This window comes from Caenispirillum salinarum, from assembly GCF_044803115.1.
Classification (GTDB): domain Bacteria; phylum Pseudomonadota; class Alphaproteobacteria; order Rhodospirillales; family Rhodospirillaceae; genus Caenispirillum; species Caenispirillum salinarum_A.
Window position 1 is genome coordinate 2,970,116 of record NZ_CP085224.1, and the last position, 19,737, is coordinate 2,989,852.

At 69.0% G+C, this 19,737-nt stretch carries 18 protein-coding genes; 7 read left to right on the forward strand and 11 right to left on the reverse strand.

Annotation, left to right across the window (positions count from 1 at the left end; translation table 11 throughout):
- Position 1 precedes the first annotated feature (1 nt).
- The 4 genes from LG334_RS13565 to LG334_RS13580 all read right to left on the reverse strand — a co-directional run bounded on the left by LG334_RS13565 (position 2) and on the right by LG334_RS13580 (position 5,189).
- Complete coding sequence (locus tag LG334_RS13565; protein ID WP_404378839.1) at positions 2–1,180, reverse strand: divergent polysaccharide deacetylase family protein; 1,179 nt, start codon at positions 1,178–1,180, stop codon at positions 2–4.
- Between the two features lie 428 nt (positions 1,181–1,608).
- Entirely contained in the window at positions 1,609–2,055 is a 447-nt protein-coding gene (cueR, locus tag LG334_RS13570) for a Cu(I)-responsive transcriptional regulator (protein WP_404378841.1), read from the reverse strand.
- 19 nt (positions 2,056–2,074) lie between these two features.
- Positions 2,075–4,507: a heavy metal translocating P-type ATPase gene (locus LG334_RS13575; RefSeq protein WP_404378843.1), complete on the reverse strand. Its 2,433-nt coding sequence runs from the start codon at positions 4,505–4,507 to the stop codon at positions 2,075–2,077.
- Between the two features lie 115 nt (positions 4,508–4,622).
- A complete protein-coding gene (locus LG334_RS13580) occupies positions 4,623–5,189 on the reverse strand; it encodes a hypothetical protein (RefSeq protein WP_404378845.1) in 567 nt (188 codons plus the stop codon).
- Between the two features lie 225 nt (positions 5,190–5,414).
- Here LG334_RS13580 and LG334_RS13585 point away from each other — a divergent pair, with 225 nt between their 5' ends.
- The 5 genes from LG334_RS13585 to lexA all read left to right on the forward strand — a co-directional run bounded on the left by LG334_RS13585 (position 5,415) and on the right by lexA (position 9,281).
- A complete protein-coding gene (locus tag LG334_RS13585) occupies positions 5,415–6,011 on the forward strand; it encodes an anthranilate synthase component II (RefSeq protein ID WP_404378847.1) in 597 nt (198 codons plus the stop codon).
- On the forward strand, positions 6,011–7,069 hold the full coding sequence (gene trpD, locus LG334_RS13590; RefSeq protein ID WP_404378849.1) for an anthranilate phosphoribosyltransferase: 1,059 nt from the start codon (positions 6,011–6,013) through the stop codon (positions 7,067–7,069). Before LG334_RS13585 ends, trpD begins: the two co-directional genes overlap by 1 nt.
- Entirely contained in the window at positions 7,062–7,865 is an 804-nt protein-coding gene (gene trpC / locus LG334_RS13595) for an indole-3-glycerol phosphate synthase TrpC (protein ID WP_404378851.1), read from the forward strand. The genes trpD and trpC overlap by 8 nt, the downstream gene beginning before the upstream one ends.
- A gap of 14 nt (positions 7,866–7,879) precedes the next feature.
- Entirely contained in the window at positions 7,880–8,356 is a 477-nt protein-coding gene (moaC, locus tag LG334_RS13600) for a cyclic pyranopterin monophosphate synthase MoaC (protein ID WP_404378853.1), read from the forward strand.
- A gap of 163 nt (positions 8,357–8,519) precedes the next feature.
- Positions 8,520–9,281: a transcriptional repressor LexA gene (gene lexA / locus LG334_RS13605; protein ID WP_404378855.1), complete on the forward strand. Its 762-nt coding sequence runs from the start codon at positions 8,520–8,522 to the stop codon at positions 9,279–9,281.
- A 407-nt stretch (positions 9,282–9,688) separates the two neighbouring features.
- On the opposite strand, the gene LG334_RS13610 is transcribed toward lexA, so the two are convergent.
- Positions 9,689–11,905 carry a ComEC/Rec2 family competence protein gene (locus tag LG334_RS13610; protein ID WP_404378857.1) on the reverse strand — a complete coding sequence of 739 codons (2,217 nt, stop codon included), beginning with the start codon at positions 11,903–11,905 and terminating at the stop codon, positions 9,689–9,691.
- Positions 11,906–12,033: 128 nt separating this feature from the next.
- On the opposite strand from LG334_RS13610, the gene gltX reads away from it, so the two are divergent.
- Positions 12,034–13,452, forward strand: a complete 1,419-nt coding sequence (gene gltX, locus LG334_RS13615; RefSeq protein ID WP_404378859.1) for a glutamate--tRNA ligase — start codon at positions 12,034–12,036, stop codon at positions 13,450–13,452.
- A 76-nt stretch (positions 13,453–13,528) separates the two neighbouring features.
- On the forward strand, positions 13,529–14,839 hold the full coding sequence (gltA, locus tag LG334_RS13620; RefSeq protein WP_404378861.1) for a citrate synthase: 1,311 nt from the start codon (positions 13,529–13,531) through the stop codon (positions 14,837–14,839).
- 102 nt (positions 14,840–14,941) lie between these two features.
- Here gltA and LG334_RS13625 read toward each other — a convergent pair whose 3' ends face one another.
- Genes LG334_RS13625 through lpxD form a run of 6 tightly spaced genes read right to left on the reverse strand, consistent with a single transcriptional unit; the run spans position 14,942 to position 19,737 of the window.
- Positions 14,942–15,358: a rhodanese-like domain-containing protein gene (locus tag LG334_RS13625; protein ID WP_404378863.1), complete on the reverse strand. Its 417-nt coding sequence runs from the start codon at positions 15,356–15,358 to the stop codon at positions 14,942–14,944.
- 58 nt (positions 15,359–15,416) lie between these two features.
- The gene (lpxB, locus tag LG334_RS13630) at positions 15,417–16,595 is read right to left on the reverse strand and encodes a lipid-A-disaccharide synthase (protein WP_404378865.1); all 1,179 of its coding nucleotides are present in this window, start codon (positions 16,593–16,595) and stop codon (positions 15,417–15,419) included.
- A complete protein-coding gene (locus LG334_RS13635) occupies positions 16,592–17,422 on the reverse strand; it encodes an LpxI family protein (protein ID WP_404378867.1) in 831 nt (276 codons plus the stop codon). The genes lpxB and LG334_RS13635 overlap by 4 nt, the downstream gene beginning before the upstream one ends.
- The gene (gene lpxA / locus LG334_RS13640) at positions 17,412–18,230 is read right to left on the reverse strand and encodes an acyl-ACP--UDP-N-acetylglucosamine O-acyltransferase (protein WP_404378869.1); all 819 of its coding nucleotides are present in this window, start codon (positions 18,228–18,230) and stop codon (positions 17,412–17,414) included. The genes LG334_RS13635 and lpxA overlap by 11 nt, the downstream gene beginning before the upstream one ends.
- The gene (fabZ, locus tag LG334_RS13645) at positions 18,230–18,712 is read right to left on the reverse strand and encodes a 3-hydroxyacyl-ACP dehydratase FabZ (protein WP_404378871.1); all 483 of its coding nucleotides are present in this window, start codon (positions 18,710–18,712) and stop codon (positions 18,230–18,232) included. The genes lpxA and fabZ overlap by 1 nt, the downstream gene beginning before the upstream one ends.
- A gap of 2 nt (positions 18,713–18,714) precedes the next feature.
- Complete coding sequence (gene lpxD, locus LG334_RS13650) at positions 18,715–19,737, reverse strand: UDP-3-O-(3-hydroxymyristoyl)glucosamine N-acyltransferase (RefSeq protein ID WP_404378872.1); 1,023 nt, start codon at positions 19,735–19,737, stop codon at positions 18,715–18,717.

A 19,737-nucleotide genomic window follows, 5' to 3' on the forward strand; every position in this document is an offset into this window, starting at 1 on the left:
GTCAGCCCTGCCCCATGCGCTCGCGCACGATGGCCGAGAGGGGAACCAGCACGAGGCCCTTGTCCTTCAGCGTCGGGAGCCACTGTTTCAACGCGCCGAAGGTGCCGTCGTGCGGGTGTCCGATGGCGATGGCGTACCCCGTCCGGCGCGCGATCCGCTCGGTCTCCGCCAACTGGCCAAGCACGTAGGCGACGTCGTCCTTGTTGTCGATGAAGACGTGCCGCTCGGCATGGGGCACCCCGGCCTCCGCCGCCAGCCTCGCCCCCACCGAGCGCGGCGAGGTCTTGCTGTCCAGGAACAGCAGCCCGTTGGCCCGCATCTCGTCCATCACCACCGCCATGCCGGCGGCATCGGCGGTGAACTTGCTGCCCATGTGGTTGTTGACGCCGACATAGCCCTCGAACCGGCTCAGGCCCGCCCGCACCTGGGCGCGGACCTGATCGGCGGTCATGCTGGTGCGCAGGACGCCGGGGCCGCCGTCGATGTCGGGGTTCAGGGGCTCCATGGGCATGTGGATGATCAGTTCATGCCCGGCGGCGCGGGCCGCACGCGCCTGATCCGCCACGTCATCGGCATAGGTCATCCACGCCGTCGTCAGCGGGCCGTCCAGCGTGACGATCTTGGCCGAGCGGCGCTTGTCCACGCCCAGGTCGTCGATCACCACGGCGATCATGGGCCGGCCGTCGACCGCGGGGGCCGGAACGGCATTGCGCAGCCAGGGCGCGTCGCCGCTGAACCGCTGCGGCGACGGCGCCAGTACCTGCTTCGGCGGCGTCGGGAGCGCGGCGAGTTGGTGCTCCTCGGGCACCTGCGGCTTGACCCGAGGCGCCGGCACGCGACTGGGTGCCGTGTCGGCGCGAGCGGGCGGATTTGACGGCGGGACCTCCTCGTACTCCCGTGCGGCGTGGGCGTAGTCCATGGCTTCCGTCGAGGCCAGCGCCTTGGGCGGAGCCACCGGCGCCGGTGCTTGGGGCGCGCGCGTTTCGACGGCTTTCGGCTCAGAAGCCGGCGGCGTCTTGCGGGGCGCGGGCGCGGGCGCCGGCGCGGGATCACCCTTCGGCACGGGCGGAGCGGCAGCGGTTTCCACGGCCGGCGGCGCGGGATCGTCGCGCAGCGCCTTGTCGACCGTCACCCCGATGGCAGCGCCCACCACCACCAGCGCCGCGGCAACGGAACCCATCACCAGCGTGCGCAACGACAGACCGGGCAGCCCGCGGCCGCCCGCCGCACCCTTCTTCCCGCCGCCCTTGCGGCCAGCCGGCGCGGTGCGCCGCCGCGATGGCGCGGACGTGCCCTTGGAAGCAGCCGGCCGGCGGCTTTTGGCCGGGCTTTTTGCCGACCCCTTGCCGGCGGCCGATGCCTTGGCCCCGCTGGTTTTCGCCTTGGGCTTGGCCTTCGCCTTGCCCCCCGCCGATGCTGCGGAAGAAGGGCGCCGGCGTGCGCGGGACTTGGAAGTGTCGGCCACGGTCGGTCCTGGGTCCTGGGGAAGTGGAAACGACGGAGACGGCCGGCCTGACCCGCCGCGCCGCCTCTCTTGAGCATCACCTTAGCACCATCGCCGAGCGGCTTGAAAGGGCGCGCGAATGTGTGCCCGCCTCTTTCGCGCGATCAGGCGGAGCGGCGCGTTTCCGCCGCCTCATCCTCCTGATCCGCGTCATGGCAGCCGCGGGTATCGGCCAGGGTGTCGAGGATGGGGCAGTCGGGCCGGTCGTCGCCGTGGCAGCGATCCATGAGGTGCAGCAGCGTGTCGCGGATGCTGGTCAGTTCGGCGATCTTGGCGTCGATCTCCTCCACCCGCCGGGACGCCACCGCCTTGACGTCGGCGGACGCGCGGGAGCGGTCTTCCCACAGGGCCAGCAGGTCCGCGACCTCCTTCACCGAAAACCCCAGCCGTCGCGAATGGTGGATGAAGCGCAGGCGCTCCACGTCCTTGTCGGAATACACCCGATAGCCGCTGGCGGTGCGGTCGGCCTCGGGAATCAGGTCGATGCTCTCGTAATAGCGGATGGTCTTCGCGGGGACGCCGGAGCGCCGTGCCGCCTGGGAGATATTCATGCGTTTCCTCCGATTGTTGTTATTTATGGCGCCGCAGCAGCAGCGAATTGGACACGACGCTGACGCTGGAGAACGCCATGGCCGCGCCCGCGATCACCGGCGAGAGCATGCCGGCCGCCGCCAGCGGCAGGGCCACCACGTTGTAGGCGAAGGCCCAGAACAGATTCTGGCGGATTTTGCTGTAGCCGCGGCGTGACAAGCCAAGGGCTTCCGGCAGCAGGCCCGGATCACCGCGCATGAGCGTGATGCCGGCCGTGTGCATGGCGACGTCCGTGCCCGTGCCCATCGCAATGCCCACATCCGCCGCCGCGAGCGCCGGGGCGTCGTTCACGCCATCACCCACCATGGCGACCACATGGCCCTCGCCCTTCAGGCGCGCGACCTCGGCCGCCTTGTCCTCGGGCAGGACCTCGGCCACCACGCGCTCGATGCCCAGGCTCTGGCCGACGGCGCGGGCGGCGCGGGCGTTGTCGCCGGTCAGCATGACGGGGGTGACGCCGGCGGCCTTCAGCGCCTCCACCGCGCCCTTGGCGGACTGCTTGACCGTGTCGGCGGCGGCCAGGAAGCCCAGCAGGCGGGGCGTCTCCTGTCCCTCTATGAGTTCCGCCAGCCACATGATGGTGCGGCCTTCTTCCTCCAGCGCATGGGCGCGGGCGGCCAGGGCGGAAGTGTCCACGCCCTTTTCCTGCATCAGGCGCGGGGAGCCCAGCAGGATCGCCCGCCCCTCCACCACCGCCGACAGACCGCGCCCGGCGAGGCCGGTGAAGTCCGACACAGCGGGCGGGGTGATGCCGTCGGTCTTCGCGGCCTCCAGCACTGCACGGGCCAGCGGATGCTCGCTGCCCGCCTGGGCGCCGGCGGACAGGCGCAGGATGTCGGCCTCGGCAACACCCTCGGCGGCCGCCACGTCGGTGAGCGACGGACGGCCCTCGGTCAGCGTGCCGGTCTTGTCGAAGATGACGGCCGTCACGTCGTGCGCCCGCTCCAGCGCCTCGGCGTCCTTGATGAGCACGCCCTTGCGCGCGGCCATGCCCGTGGCGACCATGATGGCCGTCGGCGTCGCCAGGCCCAGCGCGCAGGGGCAGGCGATCACCAGCACCGAGACGGCGGCGACGAAGGCCGCTTCCGGCGCGCCGCCGATCAGCCACCAGCCCAGGAACGTGGCAATGGCGATCACCACCACCACGGGAACGAAGACGGCCGAGATGCGGTCCACCAGCTTCTGCACCGGCGCCTTGGACGCCTGGGCGTTCTCCACCAGCCGGATGATGCGCGCCAGCGTGCTTTCCGTGCCCACCGCCGTGGCGGTGACGCGGATCATGCCTTCGCCGTTGATGGCCCCGCCGGTGACGGCATCGCCGGGCTCCTTGACCACGGGCATGGATTCGCCGGTAATCAGGCTTTCATCGACGCTGGTGCGGCCCGACAGGATTTCCCCGTCCACCGGCAGGCGCTCGCCGGGGCGGACCACCACCACGTCGCCATGCGCCACCGCGTCGGCCGGAATCTCGGTCACGTCGCCGCCGCGCTCCACCCGCGCCGTTTCCGGCCGCAGCTTCATCAGGGCGCGAATGGCGGACGCCGCGCCGCGCTTGGCGCGGGCCTCCAGCACCTTGCCCAGAAGCACCAGCGTGATGACCACCGCCGAGGCCTCGAAGTACAGGCCGGCGTGGGCATCGCCCGCCAGCACCCTCCAGGTCGAAAGACCCCAGGCGGCGGAGGTGCCCATGGCGACCAGAACGTCCATGTTGCCGGCGCCGCCCTTCAGGCTGGTCCAGGCGCCGGTATAAAAGCGCCAGCCAATGAGGAACTGCACCGGCGTCGCCAGCGCGAACTGCCACCAGCCGGGCAGCATGAAGCCGCCGGCCAGTTCCGCCACCATGCCGCCAACCAGCGGCAGGGTCAGCAGGATGGAGGCGCCGAGCACCAGCATTTCCCGCCGGTTCTCGGCCTCGCGTTTCGCCTCGGCCTCCTCGGCGGCGGCGCGGGTGTCGGTGCGGGGAACGGCCCGGAAGCCGGCCTTGGCGACGGCGGCCATGACGTCGGCCTGGGTCGCGACACCCTCCAGCACGGTCACGCGGGCGCTTTCGGTGGCGAGGCTGACCGTCGCCGCCTCCACCCCCGGCACCTTGCCCAGCACCTTTTCCAGGCGCGTGGAGCAGGCCGCGCAGGTCATGCCCTCGATGCCGACCTCGATGGTCGTGGTGGGGACGATAAAACCGGCTTTCGCCACGGCCTCGGCGATATCCTGGACGGCGGCGCGGGCGGGGTCGTAATGGACGTCGGCGCGCTCTCCGGCCAAGCTGACGCTGGCCTGCGTCACGCCGTCGACCTTGCCCAGCACTTTCTCCAGGCGCGTGGAGCAGGCTGCGCAGGTCATGCCGCGCACCGGCAGGGCGACGGAATGCGGCTGCGCGGCGGCGGTGCTGTCGGCGGGAGACTGGATGTTCATGCCGCTTATCTTTCCCAAAACTGGAATGTTGGACCCAATGTTGGGGTTCCAGTCACGGGAAGGTCAAGGGGTGATCGCGCGGCGGCCGCTTCGGACCGTCGCGCGATGCATCGCCTCAGCGTTCAGCAACCTGCGGCTGTTGGGGCCGATCGCCGGTCGGGACCATGACATGGACGTAGGGTGTACCCTTCCACATGACATAGGGCTCGCCCGTGGTGTAATCGGTCGGCAGCGCCTCCAGCATCGCCGTATCGGGCACCAGCATCATCAGGTGCGGTCCCTCGACGACCCAATCGTTGCCGGCGGCGGGCTGTTCGGCGCGCGGGTCGACGTTGCTCGCCCCCGCGCCGTCGCCGGCCAGCATGTAGGCGATGCCCATTTCGTCGGCCTGGAAATCGGTGTCATTGACGTATGCGTCAAGCCAGCCCATCCAGGGCTCGTCCAGGCACATGGGCGCCGGAACACCGCCGCCTTCCGGGAAGCAGGTGTAGGCGCCCGAGCCCTCGCGCAGGACCGTGCCGTCGGGTGTCATCACCGAGGCGTTCTCGGCGATCATGGGCGTGGCGGCGCTCAGCGCGTTGTCGATCTTCGCCTGCTTGTCCATGCCCTCCTCGGCCAGGGCAGCGGGGGCGGCCATGAGCAGAAGACCAAGGGCGGTCGCGGAAATCTTGATTGGCGTCATCGTCTGGCTCCGTTTCCCGGGGAAAGAGTCTGGCGAGACGCGACATGATCGGTGCCCATCCTGCGCGCTTATGGCACGCCTGTCGCGGGCAAAGAGGACTCATCGGTCCGCCATTCCATTCGCGGACGGGCGCCATCCGGGCCAATTCCTTGACGGTCGCGCACGGGCTTGCCATCTTCGGCCGATCCTCCTTTGTTTCGTGCCAGACGGTGAGGCTTCGCGCGCATGTACCTGTTGATCGACAACTACGACAGCTTCACCTACAACCTCTGGCACTACCTGGGCGAGTTGGGGGCCGCCGTGGAGGTCCGCCGCAACGACGCGCTGACCGCCGCCGAGGCGCTGGCGATGAAGCCCGAGGGCATCATCCTTTCGCCCGGCCCCTGCGATCCCGACCGCGCCGGCATCTGCCTGGACCTGGTCGCCGCCGCCGCCGAGGCGCGCGTGCCGGTGCTGGGGGTCTGCCTCGGCCACCAGACCATCGGCCAGGCGTTCGGCGGGACGGTCCTGCGGGCGCCGCAGCCCATGCACGGCAAGGTGTCGGAGGTTTCCCACACCGGCCAGGGCGTCTTCGCCGACCTGCCGAGCCCCTTCCGCGCCACGCGCTATCACTCGCTGGTCGTGCGGCGCGAGGACATGCCCGAATGCCTGACCGTCACCGCCTGGACGGACGACGGCCTGGTCATGGGCCTGCAACACGCCGAACTGCCCATTCACGGCGTGCAGTTCCACCCGGAAAGCATCGAGAGCGAGAATGGCCACCAGATCCTCGGCAACTTCCTGGACGCCACCCGCGCGCCCGGCGGACGGAGGGCCGCGTGATGGGCGGAACGACCGACGTCATGAAGGAAGTCATTGCCACCGTCGCCACCGGCGCGACCCTGAACGAGGCCGACGCGGAGCGCGCCTTCGAGGTCATCATGTCCGGCGAGGCCACGCCCTCGCAGATCGGGGCCTTCCTCATGGCGCTGCGGGTGCGCGGCGAGACGGTTGAGGAAATCACCGGCGCGGCGCGGACGATGCGCGCGAAGGCCGCCCGCATCGAGGCCCCCGCCGACGCCGTCGATACCTGCGGCACCGGCGGCGATGCGTCGGGCACCTACAACATCTCGACCTGTGCGGCCATCGTCGTCGCGGCCTGCGGCGTGCCCGTCGCCAAGCACGGCAACCGCGCCGCCAGTTCCAAGAGCGGATCGGCCGACGTGCTGGCCGCTCTCGGCGTCAACCTGGACGCCCCGCACGAGGTGGTGGAGCAGGCCATTCGCGAGGCCGGCATCGGATTCATGATGGCGCCGCGCCACCATTCCGCCATGCGCCACGTCATGCCGACGCGGACAGAGCTGGGGACCCGCACGCTGTTCAACCTGCTCGGCCCGCTGTCGAACCCCGCCAACGCCCGGTTCCAGGTGCTGGGCGTCTTCGCCCACGCCTGGATCGAGCCCATCGCCCAGGTGCTCGGCCGTCTGGGGATCGAGCGCGCGTGGGTGGTCCACGGCTCCGACGGGCTGGACGAGATCACCACCACCGGCGCCACATACGTGGCCGAGCTGCGCGACGGCCAGGTGTCCACCTTCGAGGTGACGCCCGAGGACGCCGGCCTCGCCCGCGCCTCCATGGAAGACCTCAAGGGCGGCAGCGCCGAAGTCAACGCCGCCGCCATCCGCGACGTGCTGGGCGGGGCGAAATCGGCCTATCGCGACATCGTGCTGATGAATGCCGGCGCCGCATTGGTCGTCGCCGGCAAGGCCGCGACGCTGAAGGGCGGCGTGGAAGCCGCCGCCCAGGCCGTCGACCGCGGCAGGGCGCTGGAGACGCTCGAACACATGATCCGCATCACCAACGGCGAGCCCTCGCCCCAGCCGGAGACCGCCGGTGTCTGACGTTCTGCAGAAAATCCTCGCCACCAAGCGCGAAGAGGTCGCCGCCCGCAAGGCCGCCCGCCCGCTGTCCGAGGTGGAGGCCGCCGCCCGCGCCACCGCCCCGCCGCGCGGGTTTGCTCGGGCGCTGGACCGCACGGTGGCCGACGGACGCCTCGCGCTGATCTGCGAGATCAAGAAGGCCTCGCCGTCGGCCGGCCTGATCCGCCCGGATTTCGACCCCGCCGCGCTCGCCCAGGCCTACGAGGCCGGCGGGGCGACCTGCCTTTCCGTGCTGACCGACGAGCAGTACTTCCAGGGCCGCGACGGCTTCGTCGCCGAGGCGCGGAACGCCTGCGCGCTGCCGGCCTTGCGCAAGGACTTCATGGTCGACCCATACCAGGTGGCCGAGGCCCGCGCGATCGACGCCGACTGCATCCTCATCATCATGGCGGCGTTGGAGGACGCGCAGGCCGCCGAGCTTGAGGCCGCCGCCGCCGACTACGGGCTGGACGTGCTGATCGAGGTGCACAACGAAGAGGAACTGGAGCGCGCGCTGACGGTGCTGCGCTCCCCGCTTCTGGGCGTCAACAACCGCAACCTCAAGACGCTGGAAATCGACCTCGGCGTCACCGAGCGCCTGTCGCGCATGGTGCCCGAGGGCCGCGTGCTGGTCGCCGAGAGCGGGCTGAAGACCAACCAGGACCTCGCCCGCATGAGCCGCGCCGGCGCGCGCCGCTTCCTCATCGGCGAAAGCCTGATGAAACAGCCCGACGTCGCCGCCGCCACCCGCGCCCTGCTCTCTCCCGTCACCGCCTGACCACAGGACACCCCATGGCCGACTTCACCCACTTCGACGAGGCGGGCAACGCCGTCATGGTCGACGTCTCCGACAAGCAGGAGACCGAGCGCGTCGCCACGGCCAAGGGCCGCGTGCTGATGAAGGCTGAAACCGGCCGCCTGATCGCCGAGCGCGGCTTCAAGAAGGGCGACGTACTGACCGTCGCACAACTGGCCGGCATCATGGGTGCCAAGAAGACGCCGGACCTGATTCCCCTCTGCCACCCACTGGCGCTGACCAAGGTAACGGTGGACCTGGAACTGGCCGGCGAGACGGCGGTTGAGATTACCGCGACCTGCAAGCTCAAGGGCCGCACGGGCGTTGAGATGGAGGCCCTGACGGCCGTCTCCGTCGCCGGGCTGACCGTCTACGACATGTGCAAGGCGGTCGACAAGGAGATGCGGATCACCGACATCCGACTCGTCTCCAAGACCGGCGGCAAGTCCGGCACTTTCACCGCCGCCGACTGACGACAGAGACGCGAGGCCGACCGCCGAGTCGCTGGGTTTTCAAGGTTTTCGCTTGACGGGGGCGGCGAACCAAACTAGAACAACACGAAATCGTTTCGTCTTTGTTCCATTTTCGTCGAGCCATTCTCCCGGCGCTCCCAGGCCGCAACGCAGGAGTATCCCCATGCTGACCAAGAAGCAGTACGAACTCTTGATGTTCATCGAGAAACGACTGCGGTCCACGGGGATCTCGCCCAGCTTCGACGAGATGAAGGACGCGCTGGACCTCAAGTCCAAGTCGGGCATCCACCGCCTTATCACGGGGCTGGAAGAACGCGGCTTCATCCGCCGCCTGCCCCACCGTGCCCGCGCCCTGGAGATCCTGCGCCTTCCCGAGAATTCCGGCATGGGCGAGCCTGTACAGGCCGCCGCGCCCGCCCCGGCCACCGCCAGCGCCGCCCCGCCGAACGCGGGCGCCGACCGCGCCGGCCTGCGCCCGAACGTCATTCGCGGCCAGTTCTCCGGCGCGCTGCCCGGCGTGCCCACCGCCCGCGGCGCCGCCGAAGCGGTCGACCTGCCGCTCTACGGCAAGATCGCCGCCGGCACGCCCATCGAGGCTTTGCGCGACAGTTCCACCACCGTTCCGGTACCGTCGACCCTGCTTGGCACCGGCGACCACTATGCGCTGACGGTGGAAGGCGACTCCATGATTGATGCCGGCATTCTCGACGGCGACACCGTCGTCATCCGCCGCTGCGAGACCGCCGACAACGGCTCCATCGTCGTTGCCCTGGTGGACGCCCAGGAAGCCACCCTCAAGCGCCTGCGCCGCAAGGGCACTTCCATCGCTCTTGAGCCCGCCAACGCCAAGTACGAAACCAAGGTCTTCGGCCCCGACCGGGTGACCATCCAGGGCCGCCTGGTGGGGCTGCTGCGGGAGTATTGAGGACTCGTAGGTGGCTGCCAGAATGCGGGGATGGCCACGACGGCACGAAGAGCAGGAAGCCGGTGTACTGACGGTGACGATGAGGCTTCAGTTGCGACCGTGTTGATGCGACGGAGGCCCGGCCTCCCTCGCGCTCCCGCGTTGGGTCGGGCCGGGGCAATGATTGCGCCAGGGCGGCACTCACCGGAGGTGGAGCCCAGCTTTCGCAGAGCTGATGGCAAATTCTTCAGGCAAGACAACGGGCAATTTTCGTCATTCCTGCGAAAGCAGGAATTCACATGCAGCGCCGACCGCCCTTCCCCGCATCAGCTGCCAAAAAACTGGAGGGTCTGGAAGGCTGCGCCTTCCGAGCGTGTACGGGCGGCAGCCCGCTCGCCGAAAGACGATCCGGCATTACGGCCGCTCGCCTACCGCCGGTCCTCCCAGTACCGCGTGAACGGGCTCCACGGCCGATCGCCCATGGTTTCCGCCACGGTCTCCACCCGCACCGCCGTTCCGTTCAGCCAGACGGCGTGGGCGCCTTTCTTCCAAAGGTCCCAGGCGTCCACCACCGCCAGGGTGTGGTCGCACGGCCGCCGCACGGGGATGGTGGCGACGATGACGTCGGCGGCATAGCAGTCCTCGGGCACGGCGGCCGGGTGCTGCACCAGGGCAGTCTTCAGACCCCGCGCCTCGTAGACGCAGCCGACGCTGTCGCAGGCGAGCCTGGGTGGACTGTCCAGCGTCAGCGGCCAGGTCCCGGTGCTGCCTCCGGCGGCCGGCCAGGAGACAGCCTCTTCCGCCCCGTGCCTTTCCCGCCAGAGGTCGCGGGCGAATCCGTCGCTGCGGCCGGGGGACAGCATCAGGCCGCCCGCGGGGCCGCGCACTGCGATGAGCGTCGCCTCGTCGTTGACCAGGATGTCCGGGCCGGCGCTCCACCAGGCGCTCGAAGCCCCGACCACCGCCACCGCCAGCCCGGCCAGACGCCACGGCCGCCGCCACAGGCACAGCCACAGCCCGCCCAATGCCACCGCCGCCAGCCCGCCGACGGGCATGGGCGGTACGTAGAGCACACTGCCGGGCCAGGATGCCACGGTCTCGGCCACGATCGTCACGCCGTCGAGTCCCCATCCCATCAGGGTGAAGGGCAGCCAGTCGAGCCCAACCGGCATCAGCAGCAGCCCCGCGATGGCCATGGGCATGACGATCAGGCTCACGAGCGGCATGACGGCCAGGTTGGCGGCCAGCGAGTACAGGGCGACGGTATTGAAGTGGTAGGCCGCGAAGGGCGCCGTCGCCAGCGAGGCGATGACCGTCGAGGCCACGATGCCCAGCATGTAGAGCGCCGGCGCCCGCGTCCACCGGCCGCGCCCCCTGCCCCGCCAGGCCGACAGTTTCGGCGCCACAAGCTCGTAGCCGGCGACCAGTGCGGTGACGGCGGCAAACGACATCTGGAAGCTGGGCCCGACCAGGCTCTCGGGCTGGGTCAGGAGGACGAAGAGCGCCGCCCACCCCAACGTTCGCAGGGAAATGGCAGTCCGATCGACGATCACCGCCAGCAGCACGATGGCCGCCATCACGAAGGCCCGCTGACTGGGGATGGCCGCTCCCGACAACAGAAGGTAGAAGGCCGCCGCCAGAAGCGCGATCGCGGCCGTCCACTTCTTCACGTCATGGCGGAGCGCGATGGCCGGTACGGCGGCCAGCACCCCGCGCACGCCGACGAAGATCAGCCCCGCCACCAGTGTCATGTGCAGCCCGGAGATGGACAGCAGGTGCGCCAGCCCGGAGTCGCGGAAAGCCTCCAACGTGGGTTCGGGAATTCCGATCCGGGCGCCGGTCAGCAGGGCGGCGGCGATTTGCCCCTCCGCGCCCGGAATGACCTCGCGCACTCGGGCGGTGACGGCGCTGCGCATGTGTTCGACGGCGTCTCCGACGGCCCCGCGCAACGGCTGCGTCAGGATGTCGGGCGTACTGACGGCATAGCCGACGGCCCCCAGGCGGTCGAACCACGCCATGCGGGGGAAGTTGAAGGCGCCCGGCGCGCTGGGCGCCGGGGGCGGCATGAGCACCGCGTCCAGCCGCACCGTCTGGCCGGCCTCGGGCCGGGTGCCGCCAGTGCGCACCGTCACCCGCAGGCTGTGCGGCAGGCGGGCCGGTGACAGGCGCTCCACCGACACCGGCGCAAGCGTCACACGAAGCGCGCCGCCCTTGTCCTCCACGCCCTCGACGACGCCGACCACGGTCACCGGCCCCAGTTTCTGGGCGAGGACCGGGGCGGCGACCATCTCGGTCCGGACCTGCGCCGCCGCAAGGCCCAGGGCAGCGGCCAACAACCCCAGCAGAAGCACCACCGCGCCGGGCACCGTTCGCCACGCCGCCGCCACCAAAGCGAGCAGGACTCCGGCCGCCAGCGGCCCCACCCAAAGGGGTGGTTCGGCCGGAAGAAGGAAATAGAGGCCGATGCCGGCGCCCAGGCAGACGGGCAGCCACAGGATCCAGCGGTCGCGATCGGCCGAAAGATTGTTGCGGGGCGAGTGCAGGAAATCGCGCCAAGTTCTTGCAATGGCGCGGCCTTTCGGTCTATGTCCCGTGTCCTCCCCGGCGCCTTCCGGCCGCAGGGCGAACGCTTCAATGGCGTTCAAGGCATTCCCCATGCTGCAAGCGCGCACGGAATATGCTAGATAGACGCGCGCTCTGCAAATCGGCTGGGCTCCCCCCGACGGGGCGGGGGCTCCCGCCACCCTGAAAGATTGGCTGACAAGCGGATACTATGACGGTCGTTACGCGATTCGCTCCGTCCCCGACGGGCTACCTTCATATCGGCGGCGCGCGCACCGCGCTGTTCAACTGGCTGTACGCCCGCCACATGGGCGGCAAGTTCCTGTTGCGGATCGAGGATACAGACCGCGCCCGCTCCACCCAAGATGCCGTCGACAAGATTTTTGCCGGCCTGGAATGGTTGGGCCTGGACTGGGACGATGACCCCGTCCACCAGTTCGCCCGCGCCGAGCGCCATGCCGAGGTCGCGCGCCAGCTTCTGGCAGAGGGCAAGGCGTACTACTGCTACGCCACTCAGGAAGAGCTGGACGAGATGCGCGCCGCGCAGCGCGCCGCCGGCCAGACGGTCCGCTACGACGGCCGCTGGCGCGACCGCGACCCCTCGGAGGCGCCCGAGGGCGTGCCCCCGGTCATCCGCCTGAAGATGCCGCAGGACGGCGAGACCCGGATCAACGATCAGGTGCAGGGCGAGGTCACCGTCTCCAACAGCCAGCTGGACGACATGGTCCTGCTGCGCGGCGACGGCACGCCGACCTACATGCTGTCGGTGGTGGTCGACGACCACGACATGGGCATCACCCACGTGATTCGCGGCGACGACCACCTGACCAACAGCTTCCGCCAGGTCCAGCTCTACAAGGCCATGGGCTGGGAGCCGCCGGTCTTCGCCCACATCCCGCTGATCCACGGCCAGGACGGCGCCAAGCTGTCCAAGCGCCACGGGGCGCTGGGTGTGGAGACCTACCGCGACATGGGCATCCTGCCCGAGGCCATGCGCAATTACCTGCTGCGCCTGGGCTGGGGACATGGCGACGACGAGATCATCCCGACCGACCAGGCCATCGACTGGTTTGACATCGTGGACGTCGGCCGCTCGCCCTCGCGCATGGACATGGACAGGCTGTTCAACCTGAACGGCCACTATCTGCGCGAAGCCGACGACGAGCGCCTGGTGACGCTGGTGGCCGACTTCATCGTGGAAAACCACGGGCTGACCGTCGACCAGCACGGATCGGAGCTGCTGTTCCAGGCCATGAAGGACCTGAAGCCGCGCGCCAAGTCGCTGGTGGACATGGCCGACGGCGCCGCCTTCCTGGTGCGCCCCCGCCCCCTTCCCATCGACGCCAAGGCCGAGAAGATTCTCGCCAACGGCGGCCGCGACCTGCTCGCCGATCTGCTGCCGGCCATGGACGGCCTGGAGTGGACGGCAGCCACGCTGGAGCAGTGGGCCCGCGATACGGCGGAAGCCCGCGAGTTGAAGCTCGGCAAGGTCGCCCAGCCCATAAGGGCCGCGCTCAGCGGCTCCACCGTCTCGCCGCCGATCTTCGAGGTCATGGAGATCCTGGGGCGCGACGAATCCCTGGCCCGCATCCGCGATGCCGTGGAAAACACACAGAGCAACCAAGAATAAGGCCGTCACGAAGCGGTGACAGCCACGACACAAGAATGAGAGTCACAGGGAAACCGATTTTCGAACGGAGAAAAACATGACTGATGCCGGCAAGAAGAATTCGGTCACGGTAACCGATAACAAGAACGGGAAGACGTTCGATTTCCCGATCATGGAAGGGTCCACCGGTCCGGATGTCGTCGACATCCGCAAGTTCTATGCCGACACCGGCATGTTCACTTACGACCCGGGCTTCACCTCCACGGGGTCGTGCGAGTCCAAGATCACCTATATTGACGGTGACAAGGGCGTCCTGCTGCACCGCGGCTACCCCATCGAGGACCTGGCCGAGAACTGCGACTTCATGGAAGTCGCCTACCTGCTGCTGAAGGGCGAACTGCCCAACGCCCCGCAGAAGGAGAAGTTCGAGTACGACATCACGCACCACACCATGGTGCATGAGCAGCTGACCAAGTTCTACTCCGGCTTCCGCCGCGACGCGCACCCGATGGCCGTCATGTGCGGCGTCGTCGGCGCGCTGTCGGCCTTCTACCACGACTCGACCGACATCAACGACCCGCGCCACCGCATGGTCGCCAGCTACCGCCTGATCGCCAAGATGCCGACGATCGCGGCCTGGGCCTACAAGTACTCGGTCGGCCAGCCGTTCATCTACCCGCGCAACGACCTGCGTTACGCCGAGGACTTCCTGCACCTGATGTTCGCCACGCCGTGCGAGAAGTACGAGGTGAACCCGGTGCTCTCGCGCGCCATGGACCGCATCCTGATCCTGCACGCCGACCACGAGCAGAACGCCTCGACCTCGACCGTGCGTCTGGCGGGCTCCTCGGGCGCCAACCCGTTCGCCTGCATCGCCGCCGGCATCGCCTCGCTGTGGGGTCCGGCCCACGGCGGCGCCAACGAGGCCGTGCTGAAGATGCTGACGGAAATCGGCGACAAGAAGAACATTCCCGAGTACGTCAAGCGCGCCAAGGACAAGGACGATCCGTTCCGCCTGATGGGCTTCGGTCACCGCGTCTACAAGAACTACGATCCGCGCGCCAAGATCATGGCCAAGACCTGCCATGAAGTCCTGGCCGAACTGGGCATGGGCAACGAGCCGCTGCTCGAAGTTGCCATGGAGCTGGAGAAGATCGCGCTTGAGGACGAGTACTTCGTCGAGAAGAAGCTCTACCCGAACGTCGATTTCTACTCGGGCATCATCTTCCGTGCCATGGGCATTCCGGTCAGCATGTTCACCTGCCTGTTCGCCCTGGCCCGCACCACGGGCTGGATCGCGCAGTGGAACGAGATGATCGAGGACCCGGCCCAGAAGATCGGCCGTCCGCGTCAGCTCTACACCGGCCACACCACCCGCGAGTTCGTGCCGATGCACAAGCGCGGCTGAGGCCGGCCCTTCGGCTCACAGGCCGAGGCTAAACACGAAAGCGGCGCGGGAGAGCCTTCTCCCGCGCCGTTTTTCGTTGCCCGCTTCCGTGGCGCAGCCGCATCACCCCTGACGCCAGGGCAGGCCGACCGTTTTCCAGCCGCCGACGCCGCGCCGGCGGTCGGGGCCCAACTGACCCTCGAAACCGTCCTGAATGTTGAAGCAATGGTAGCCATGCCGGGCCAGCAACTCGCCCGCGCGGGCGGACCGCACGCCGCTGCGGCACAGCAAGTATAGCGCCTGCCCGGGCCGCACGCCGGCGGCTCGCACCTCTGCCAGAAAATCGGGATTGAGGCGGCCGTCGGGATAAGTCTGCCACTCCGCCAGCACGGGCTCGCGCTCCAGCCGCGTGAGGTCGGGGAGTCCCACATACGTCCACTCCGCCTGCGTACGGACGTCGATCAGCACGGCATCGGGATCGGCGGACAGCGCATCCCACGCCTCTTGCGGCGTGACGTCGCCATGATACTCACCCTGCATGACACCTCACAACACACCAGGAATGTGTTGTTCAGAGTGAATTAACAGCACGTCGCCGTCAATAGATGCGTGCCCCACCCATGGCACGCAGCACCACCGCCGCCGCCTTGGCCGACGGGCTGCCCGCCCCGCCCCTGAAACGCACCAGCGCCTCGGCGAACCCTTTCCGCTGGCCGGCGCGCAGGCTGGCGTCGTCCAGAAGGCGCGCCGTTTCGGATGCCAGCCGCTCGGCCGTGCAGGCCTCCTGCAAGATTTCCGGCACGACCGGGCGGTCGAGTGTCAGGTTGACCAGATTGACGTAGCGGATGGTTGTCAGGCGGCGGAACAGCCACGCCGACAGTGCCGAGACGCGGTAGGCCACCAGGTGGGGCACGCCGGCCATGGCCAGTTCCAGCGCCACCGTGCCCGATGCCGCCATCGCGCCGTCGCAGGCGGCGAAGGCGTCGTAGCGGGCGCGCTGCCCGCGCACCACCGTCACCGGAACGGGCCAGTCCGCGACGGCTGCCTCCACATCCGCGGCCACGGTGGCGACCGTCGGAATGGCAACCCGCAGGCCCGGTCGGTCGACCGCCAGCCTTTCGACGGCGCCGCGGAACTCGGGCAACAGCCGGCTCACCTCCACCCGTCGGCTGCCGGGCAGGACGCACAGCAGCGGCGCCTGGGCCGGAATGCCGTGCGCGGCGCGGAAGACATCGCCATCGCCGGCGTCGGCACCACTCTCGATGATGGAGTGGCCGACATGGGTGCAGGCCAGGCCGTGGCGCTCGAAGTACGGCGGCTCGTTGGGCAGCAGGCACATCAGGTGGTCAACGCGCTCGGCGACCGACCTTGCCCGCTTCTCCTTCCACGCCCAGACCATGGGCGCGACGTAATGCACCTGCGCCACCGGAAGGCCGCGCTTGCGGATCGCCTTGTGCAGACGGCCGGTGAATCCCCAACTGTCGACCGTGACCACCACGTCCGGCTTCACGCGGGCGATCTCGTCGACCGTATCGCGCACGATCCCGAGAATCCGCCGCGCCTTCGGCAGCACCTCCAGGAAACCCATGACCGCCAGGTCCGACAGGTCCACAAGGCTGTCGAGCCCCTGCTCCGCCATGCTCTCGCCGCCGATGCCGGCGAAGCGGACATGGCCTCCGGTGGCCTCGCGCAGCGCCTCCATGAGACGGCCGCCCAGAAGGTCGCCCGAGGGCTCGCCGGTGACGATGAAGACCAGCGGAGCGCGCTCTTCGCTCATGCCGGTTCCTCCGGGTCGATCGCGACCACGAACAGCCCGGCCCGGTCGGCGGCGGCAACGGTCGCCTCGCGGTCCAGCATCAGGCTCAAGCCGGCATGGACGGCCACGCCCCGCAGCCCCGCGGCGGCGGCATTGCTGATGGTGTCGGGGCCGATGGTGGGCAGATCGGCGCGGGTTTCCTGGCCCGGCTTGCACAGCTTGACCAGAACACCGCCCGGACCGGAGCGGCCGAGGCTTTTGCAGCGCGCGAGCAGCGCGTCGGTGCCCTCCACCGCCTCCACGCCCAGCACGATGCCCTGCTGCACCACGGCCCCCTGCCCGACGTCGAGCGCGCCCAGGGCCCGGATGACGGCGACGGCACGGGCTATGTCGGCGCGGGCCTGCTCGTCCGGCGCAACGCGGCCCAGAACGCCGGCCTCGGGTCGCAAGTCGGGCAGGATGTCGTCGGCGCCGACGATCGTGAAGCCCTCGCCCTCCAGTTCCTTCGTCAGCGCGGACAGCAGGCTGTCGTCGCCCAGCGCCTTGAAGCCCAGACGGGCGAAAAAGCGGGCGGTGCGCCAATCGGGCCGCAGCCCCGCAAGCGTGGGCCGGTCTACCCCGCCGGCCATGACCAGATCCGAGACGCCGGCCTCTTGCAGCAGGCGGATGCCGGTGCCGGCCTCGCCCATGCGAATCCAGGCCTGTTCCACGTCGGAACCCAGCGCCGCGGCGTCGCAATTGTCCTTGAGAGCGAGAACGAAGACGGGCCGGCCGGTGTCCCGGCAGGCCCGCGCAAGGCGCGCCGGCAGCGTTCCGCGGCCGGCGATGATGCCCAGCTTACGCGGCATCTCCTCCGCCCGCCGACGGAGCGGGCTGGCAGATGGCACGGCTGCTGTCGGCTTCCATGAAGGCAACCACGTCGCGGACGGCCTCGCTGTCGGGATACTGCTCGGCGACGGCGCGCAGGCGGTCGGCCATGACCTTGCCCTCGTCGTGGCTGAACAGTTGCTTGTATGCGTTGCGCAGGGCGTGGATGTCCTCTCGCGAGAAACCCCGGCGCTTCATGCCGACCAGGTTCAGGCCATGAAGATGGGCCCGGTTGCCGAAGACGGTTCCGAACGGAATGACGTCGTTTTCCACGCCCGAGGCGCCGCCGATCATCGCATGCTTGCCGATACGCACGAACTGGTGGATCGCCGAGCCGCCGCCGATCACCGCGGCCTCGCCGATCACGACGTGGCCGCCCAGCAGCACGTTGTTCATCACGATGCTGCCGTCGCCGATGAAGCAGTCATGCGCCACGTGCGCGCCGATGGCCAGCAGCACGTTGTCGCCAATCTTCGTCAGCATGCCGCCGCCCTCGGTGCCTGGGTTGGCGGTGACGTGCTCGCGGATGGTGACGTTGGCGCCGATCTCAAGCCGGCTGTCCTCGCCCTTGTACTTGAGATCCTGCGGGCGCACACCGATGGAGGCGAAGGGATAGATGGTCGTGCCGGGTCCGACGCTGGTGCGGCCTTCCAGCACAACGTGCGACTTCAACTCGACGTTGTCGGCGGCCTCCACCTGGGGGCCGACGACGCAGTAGGGACCGACCGTGACCGACTCCGCCAGCTTCGCGGCGGGGTCGACGATGGCGGTGGGGTGAATGAAAGGCATCAGTCGTCCATGATCATGGCGGCGTAGGTGGCTTCGGCGACGACCTTGCCGTCGACCTTGCCCTCGGCGCGGAACTTCCAGACGTTGCGGCGGCTGTGTTCCTTGCTCACGTGCAGTTCCAGACGGTCTCCGGGCGTGACGGGGCGGCGGAACCGCGCGCCCTCCACCGACATGAAGTACACCAGCTTCCCCTCGCTTTCCGGGCCCAGGGTCTCCACCACCAGCACGGCCGCGGACTGGGCCATGCATTCGATGATGAGCACACCGGGCATCACCGGGCGGCGCGGGAAGTGCCCCTGAAAAAAGGGCTCGTTCATGGTGACATTCTTGATGCCGACGCAGCTTTCGTTCTTCTTGACGTCGATCACCTTGTCGATCAGCAGGAACGGGTATCGATGCGGGATCATCTCCATGATCCGCTCGATGCCGATGGTGGCGGTGGTTTCAGTCACGCCTTCCTTGTTCTCCGACGTCGCGTCCATTTTTATTTGCCTTTCCTTGCGGCCAGCTGCTTCACCGCGGCGACTTCGCGCCAGAACTCCTTGATGGGTTTCGCAGGGTATCCCATGACGACGCCGCCGGGCTCGACCTCGCGCATGACGCCGGCCTGCGCGGCGATCTGCGCGCCACTGCCGATCGACACGTGGCCTGAGACACCGACCTGGCCGCCCAGAACCACGAAGTCGCCCAGCTTGCTGCTGCCGGCGACGCCGCTTTGCGCCACCAGGACGCACCCGCGACCAAGCTGCACGTTGTGCCCGATCTGCACCAGATTATCAATCCTGCACCCCGACCCGATGACGGTATCCGGCCCCGCCCCCCGGTCGATGGTCGTGTTGGCGCCGATTTCCACGTCGTCACCGATGATTACGCGGCCCAACTGCGGCACCTTGAGATGCCCCTTGGCGCTCATGGCGAAGCCGAAGCCATCCTGGCCGATGCGGCAGCCCGGATAGATGTACGCGCCGGCGCCGATGATGGCGTGGCTGATCGAGGCGTTGGCGCCGATCGACCCGCCGGGGCCGATCACCACGCCGTCACCGATCACCGCGTTGGCGCCGATGTGCGTGCCGGCGCCGATCTCGGCGCGGGCGCCGATCACCGCTCCGGCGTCCACCCGCACGCCCTCACCCAGCACCGCGGAAGGGTCGACCACGGCCGCCGGATGAACACCCGGTTCCACCGCTGGCGCAGGATGGAACGCGGCCGCAACGCGGGCATAGGCGCGATAGGGCTCGGGGGTCAGCAGCAGCGCCATGCCGGCCGGCGCGCGGCCTGCCAGATCAGGATGAACGATGCAGGCCCCGGCGCGGCTTTCCGTGAAGGCACCGATGTACTTCTTGTTGTCGAGGAAGCTGACGGTGTTCGGGCCCGCGGCATGCAGCGGCGCAACGTCTTCGAAGGCGGCCGCCGGATCGGCATCGGCCGCCAGCTCCGCCTGCGCGATTTCGGCGACGGTGCTCAGGCTGAAGGGACCGGCCAGGGGAAAGAAGCGCGGATCGGCCAA

Bases quoted from the DNA above. Each gene is read 5' to 3' on its own strand.
- LG334_RS13565 (WP_404378839.1), bottom strand. From the start codon at position 1,180: ATGGGTTCCGTTGCCGCGGCGCTGGTGGTGGTGGGCGCTGCCATCGGG.
- cueR (WP_404378841.1), bottom strand. From the start codon at position 2,055: ATGAATATCTCCCAGGCGGCACGGCGCTCCGGCGTCCCCGCGAAGACC.
- LG334_RS13575 (WP_404378843.1), bottom strand. From the start codon at position 4,507: ATGAACATCCAGTCTCCCGCCGACAGCACCGCCGCCGCGCAGCCGCAT.
- LG334_RS13580 (WP_404378845.1), bottom strand. From the start codon at position 5,189: ATGACGCCAATCAAGATTTCCGCGACCGCCCTTGGTCTTCTGCTCATG.
- LG334_RS13585 (WP_404378847.1), top strand. From the start codon at position 5,415: ATGTACCTGTTGATCGACAACTACGACAGCTTCACCTACAACCTCTGG.
- trpD (WP_404378849.1), top strand. From the start codon at position 6,011: ATGGGCGGAACGACCGACGTCATGAAGGAAGTCATTGCCACCGTCGCC.
- moaC (WP_404378853.1), top strand. From the start codon at position 7,880: ATGGCCGACTTCACCCACTTCGACGAGGCGGGCAACGCCGTCATGGTC.
- lexA (WP_404378855.1), top strand. From the start codon at position 8,520: ATGCTGACCAAGAAGCAGTACGAACTCTTGATGTTCATCGAGAAACGA.
- gltX (WP_404378859.1), top strand. From the start codon at position 12,034: ATGACGGTCGTTACGCGATTCGCTCCGTCCCCGACGGGCTACCTTCAT.
- gltA (WP_404378861.1), top strand. From the start codon at position 13,529: ATGACTGATGCCGGCAAGAAGAATTCGGTCACGGTAACCGATAACAAG.
- LG334_RS13625 (WP_404378863.1), bottom strand. From the start codon at position 15,358: ATGCAGGGTGAGTATCATGGCGACGTCACGCCGCAAGAGGCGTGGGAT.
- lpxB (WP_404378865.1), bottom strand. From the start codon at position 16,595: ATGAGCGAAGAGCGCGCTCCGCTGGTCTTCATCGTCACCGGCGAGCCC.
- LG334_RS13635 (WP_404378867.1), bottom strand. From the start codon at position 17,422: ATGCCGCGTAAGCTGGGCATCATCGCCGGCCGCGGAACGCTGCCGGCG.
- lpxA (WP_404378869.1), bottom strand. From the start codon at position 18,230: ATGCCTTTCATTCACCCCACCGCCATCGTCGACCCCGCCGCGAAGCTG.
- fabZ (WP_404378871.1), bottom strand. From the start codon at position 18,712: ATGGACGCGACGTCGGAGAACAAGGAAGGCGTGACTGAAACCACCGCC.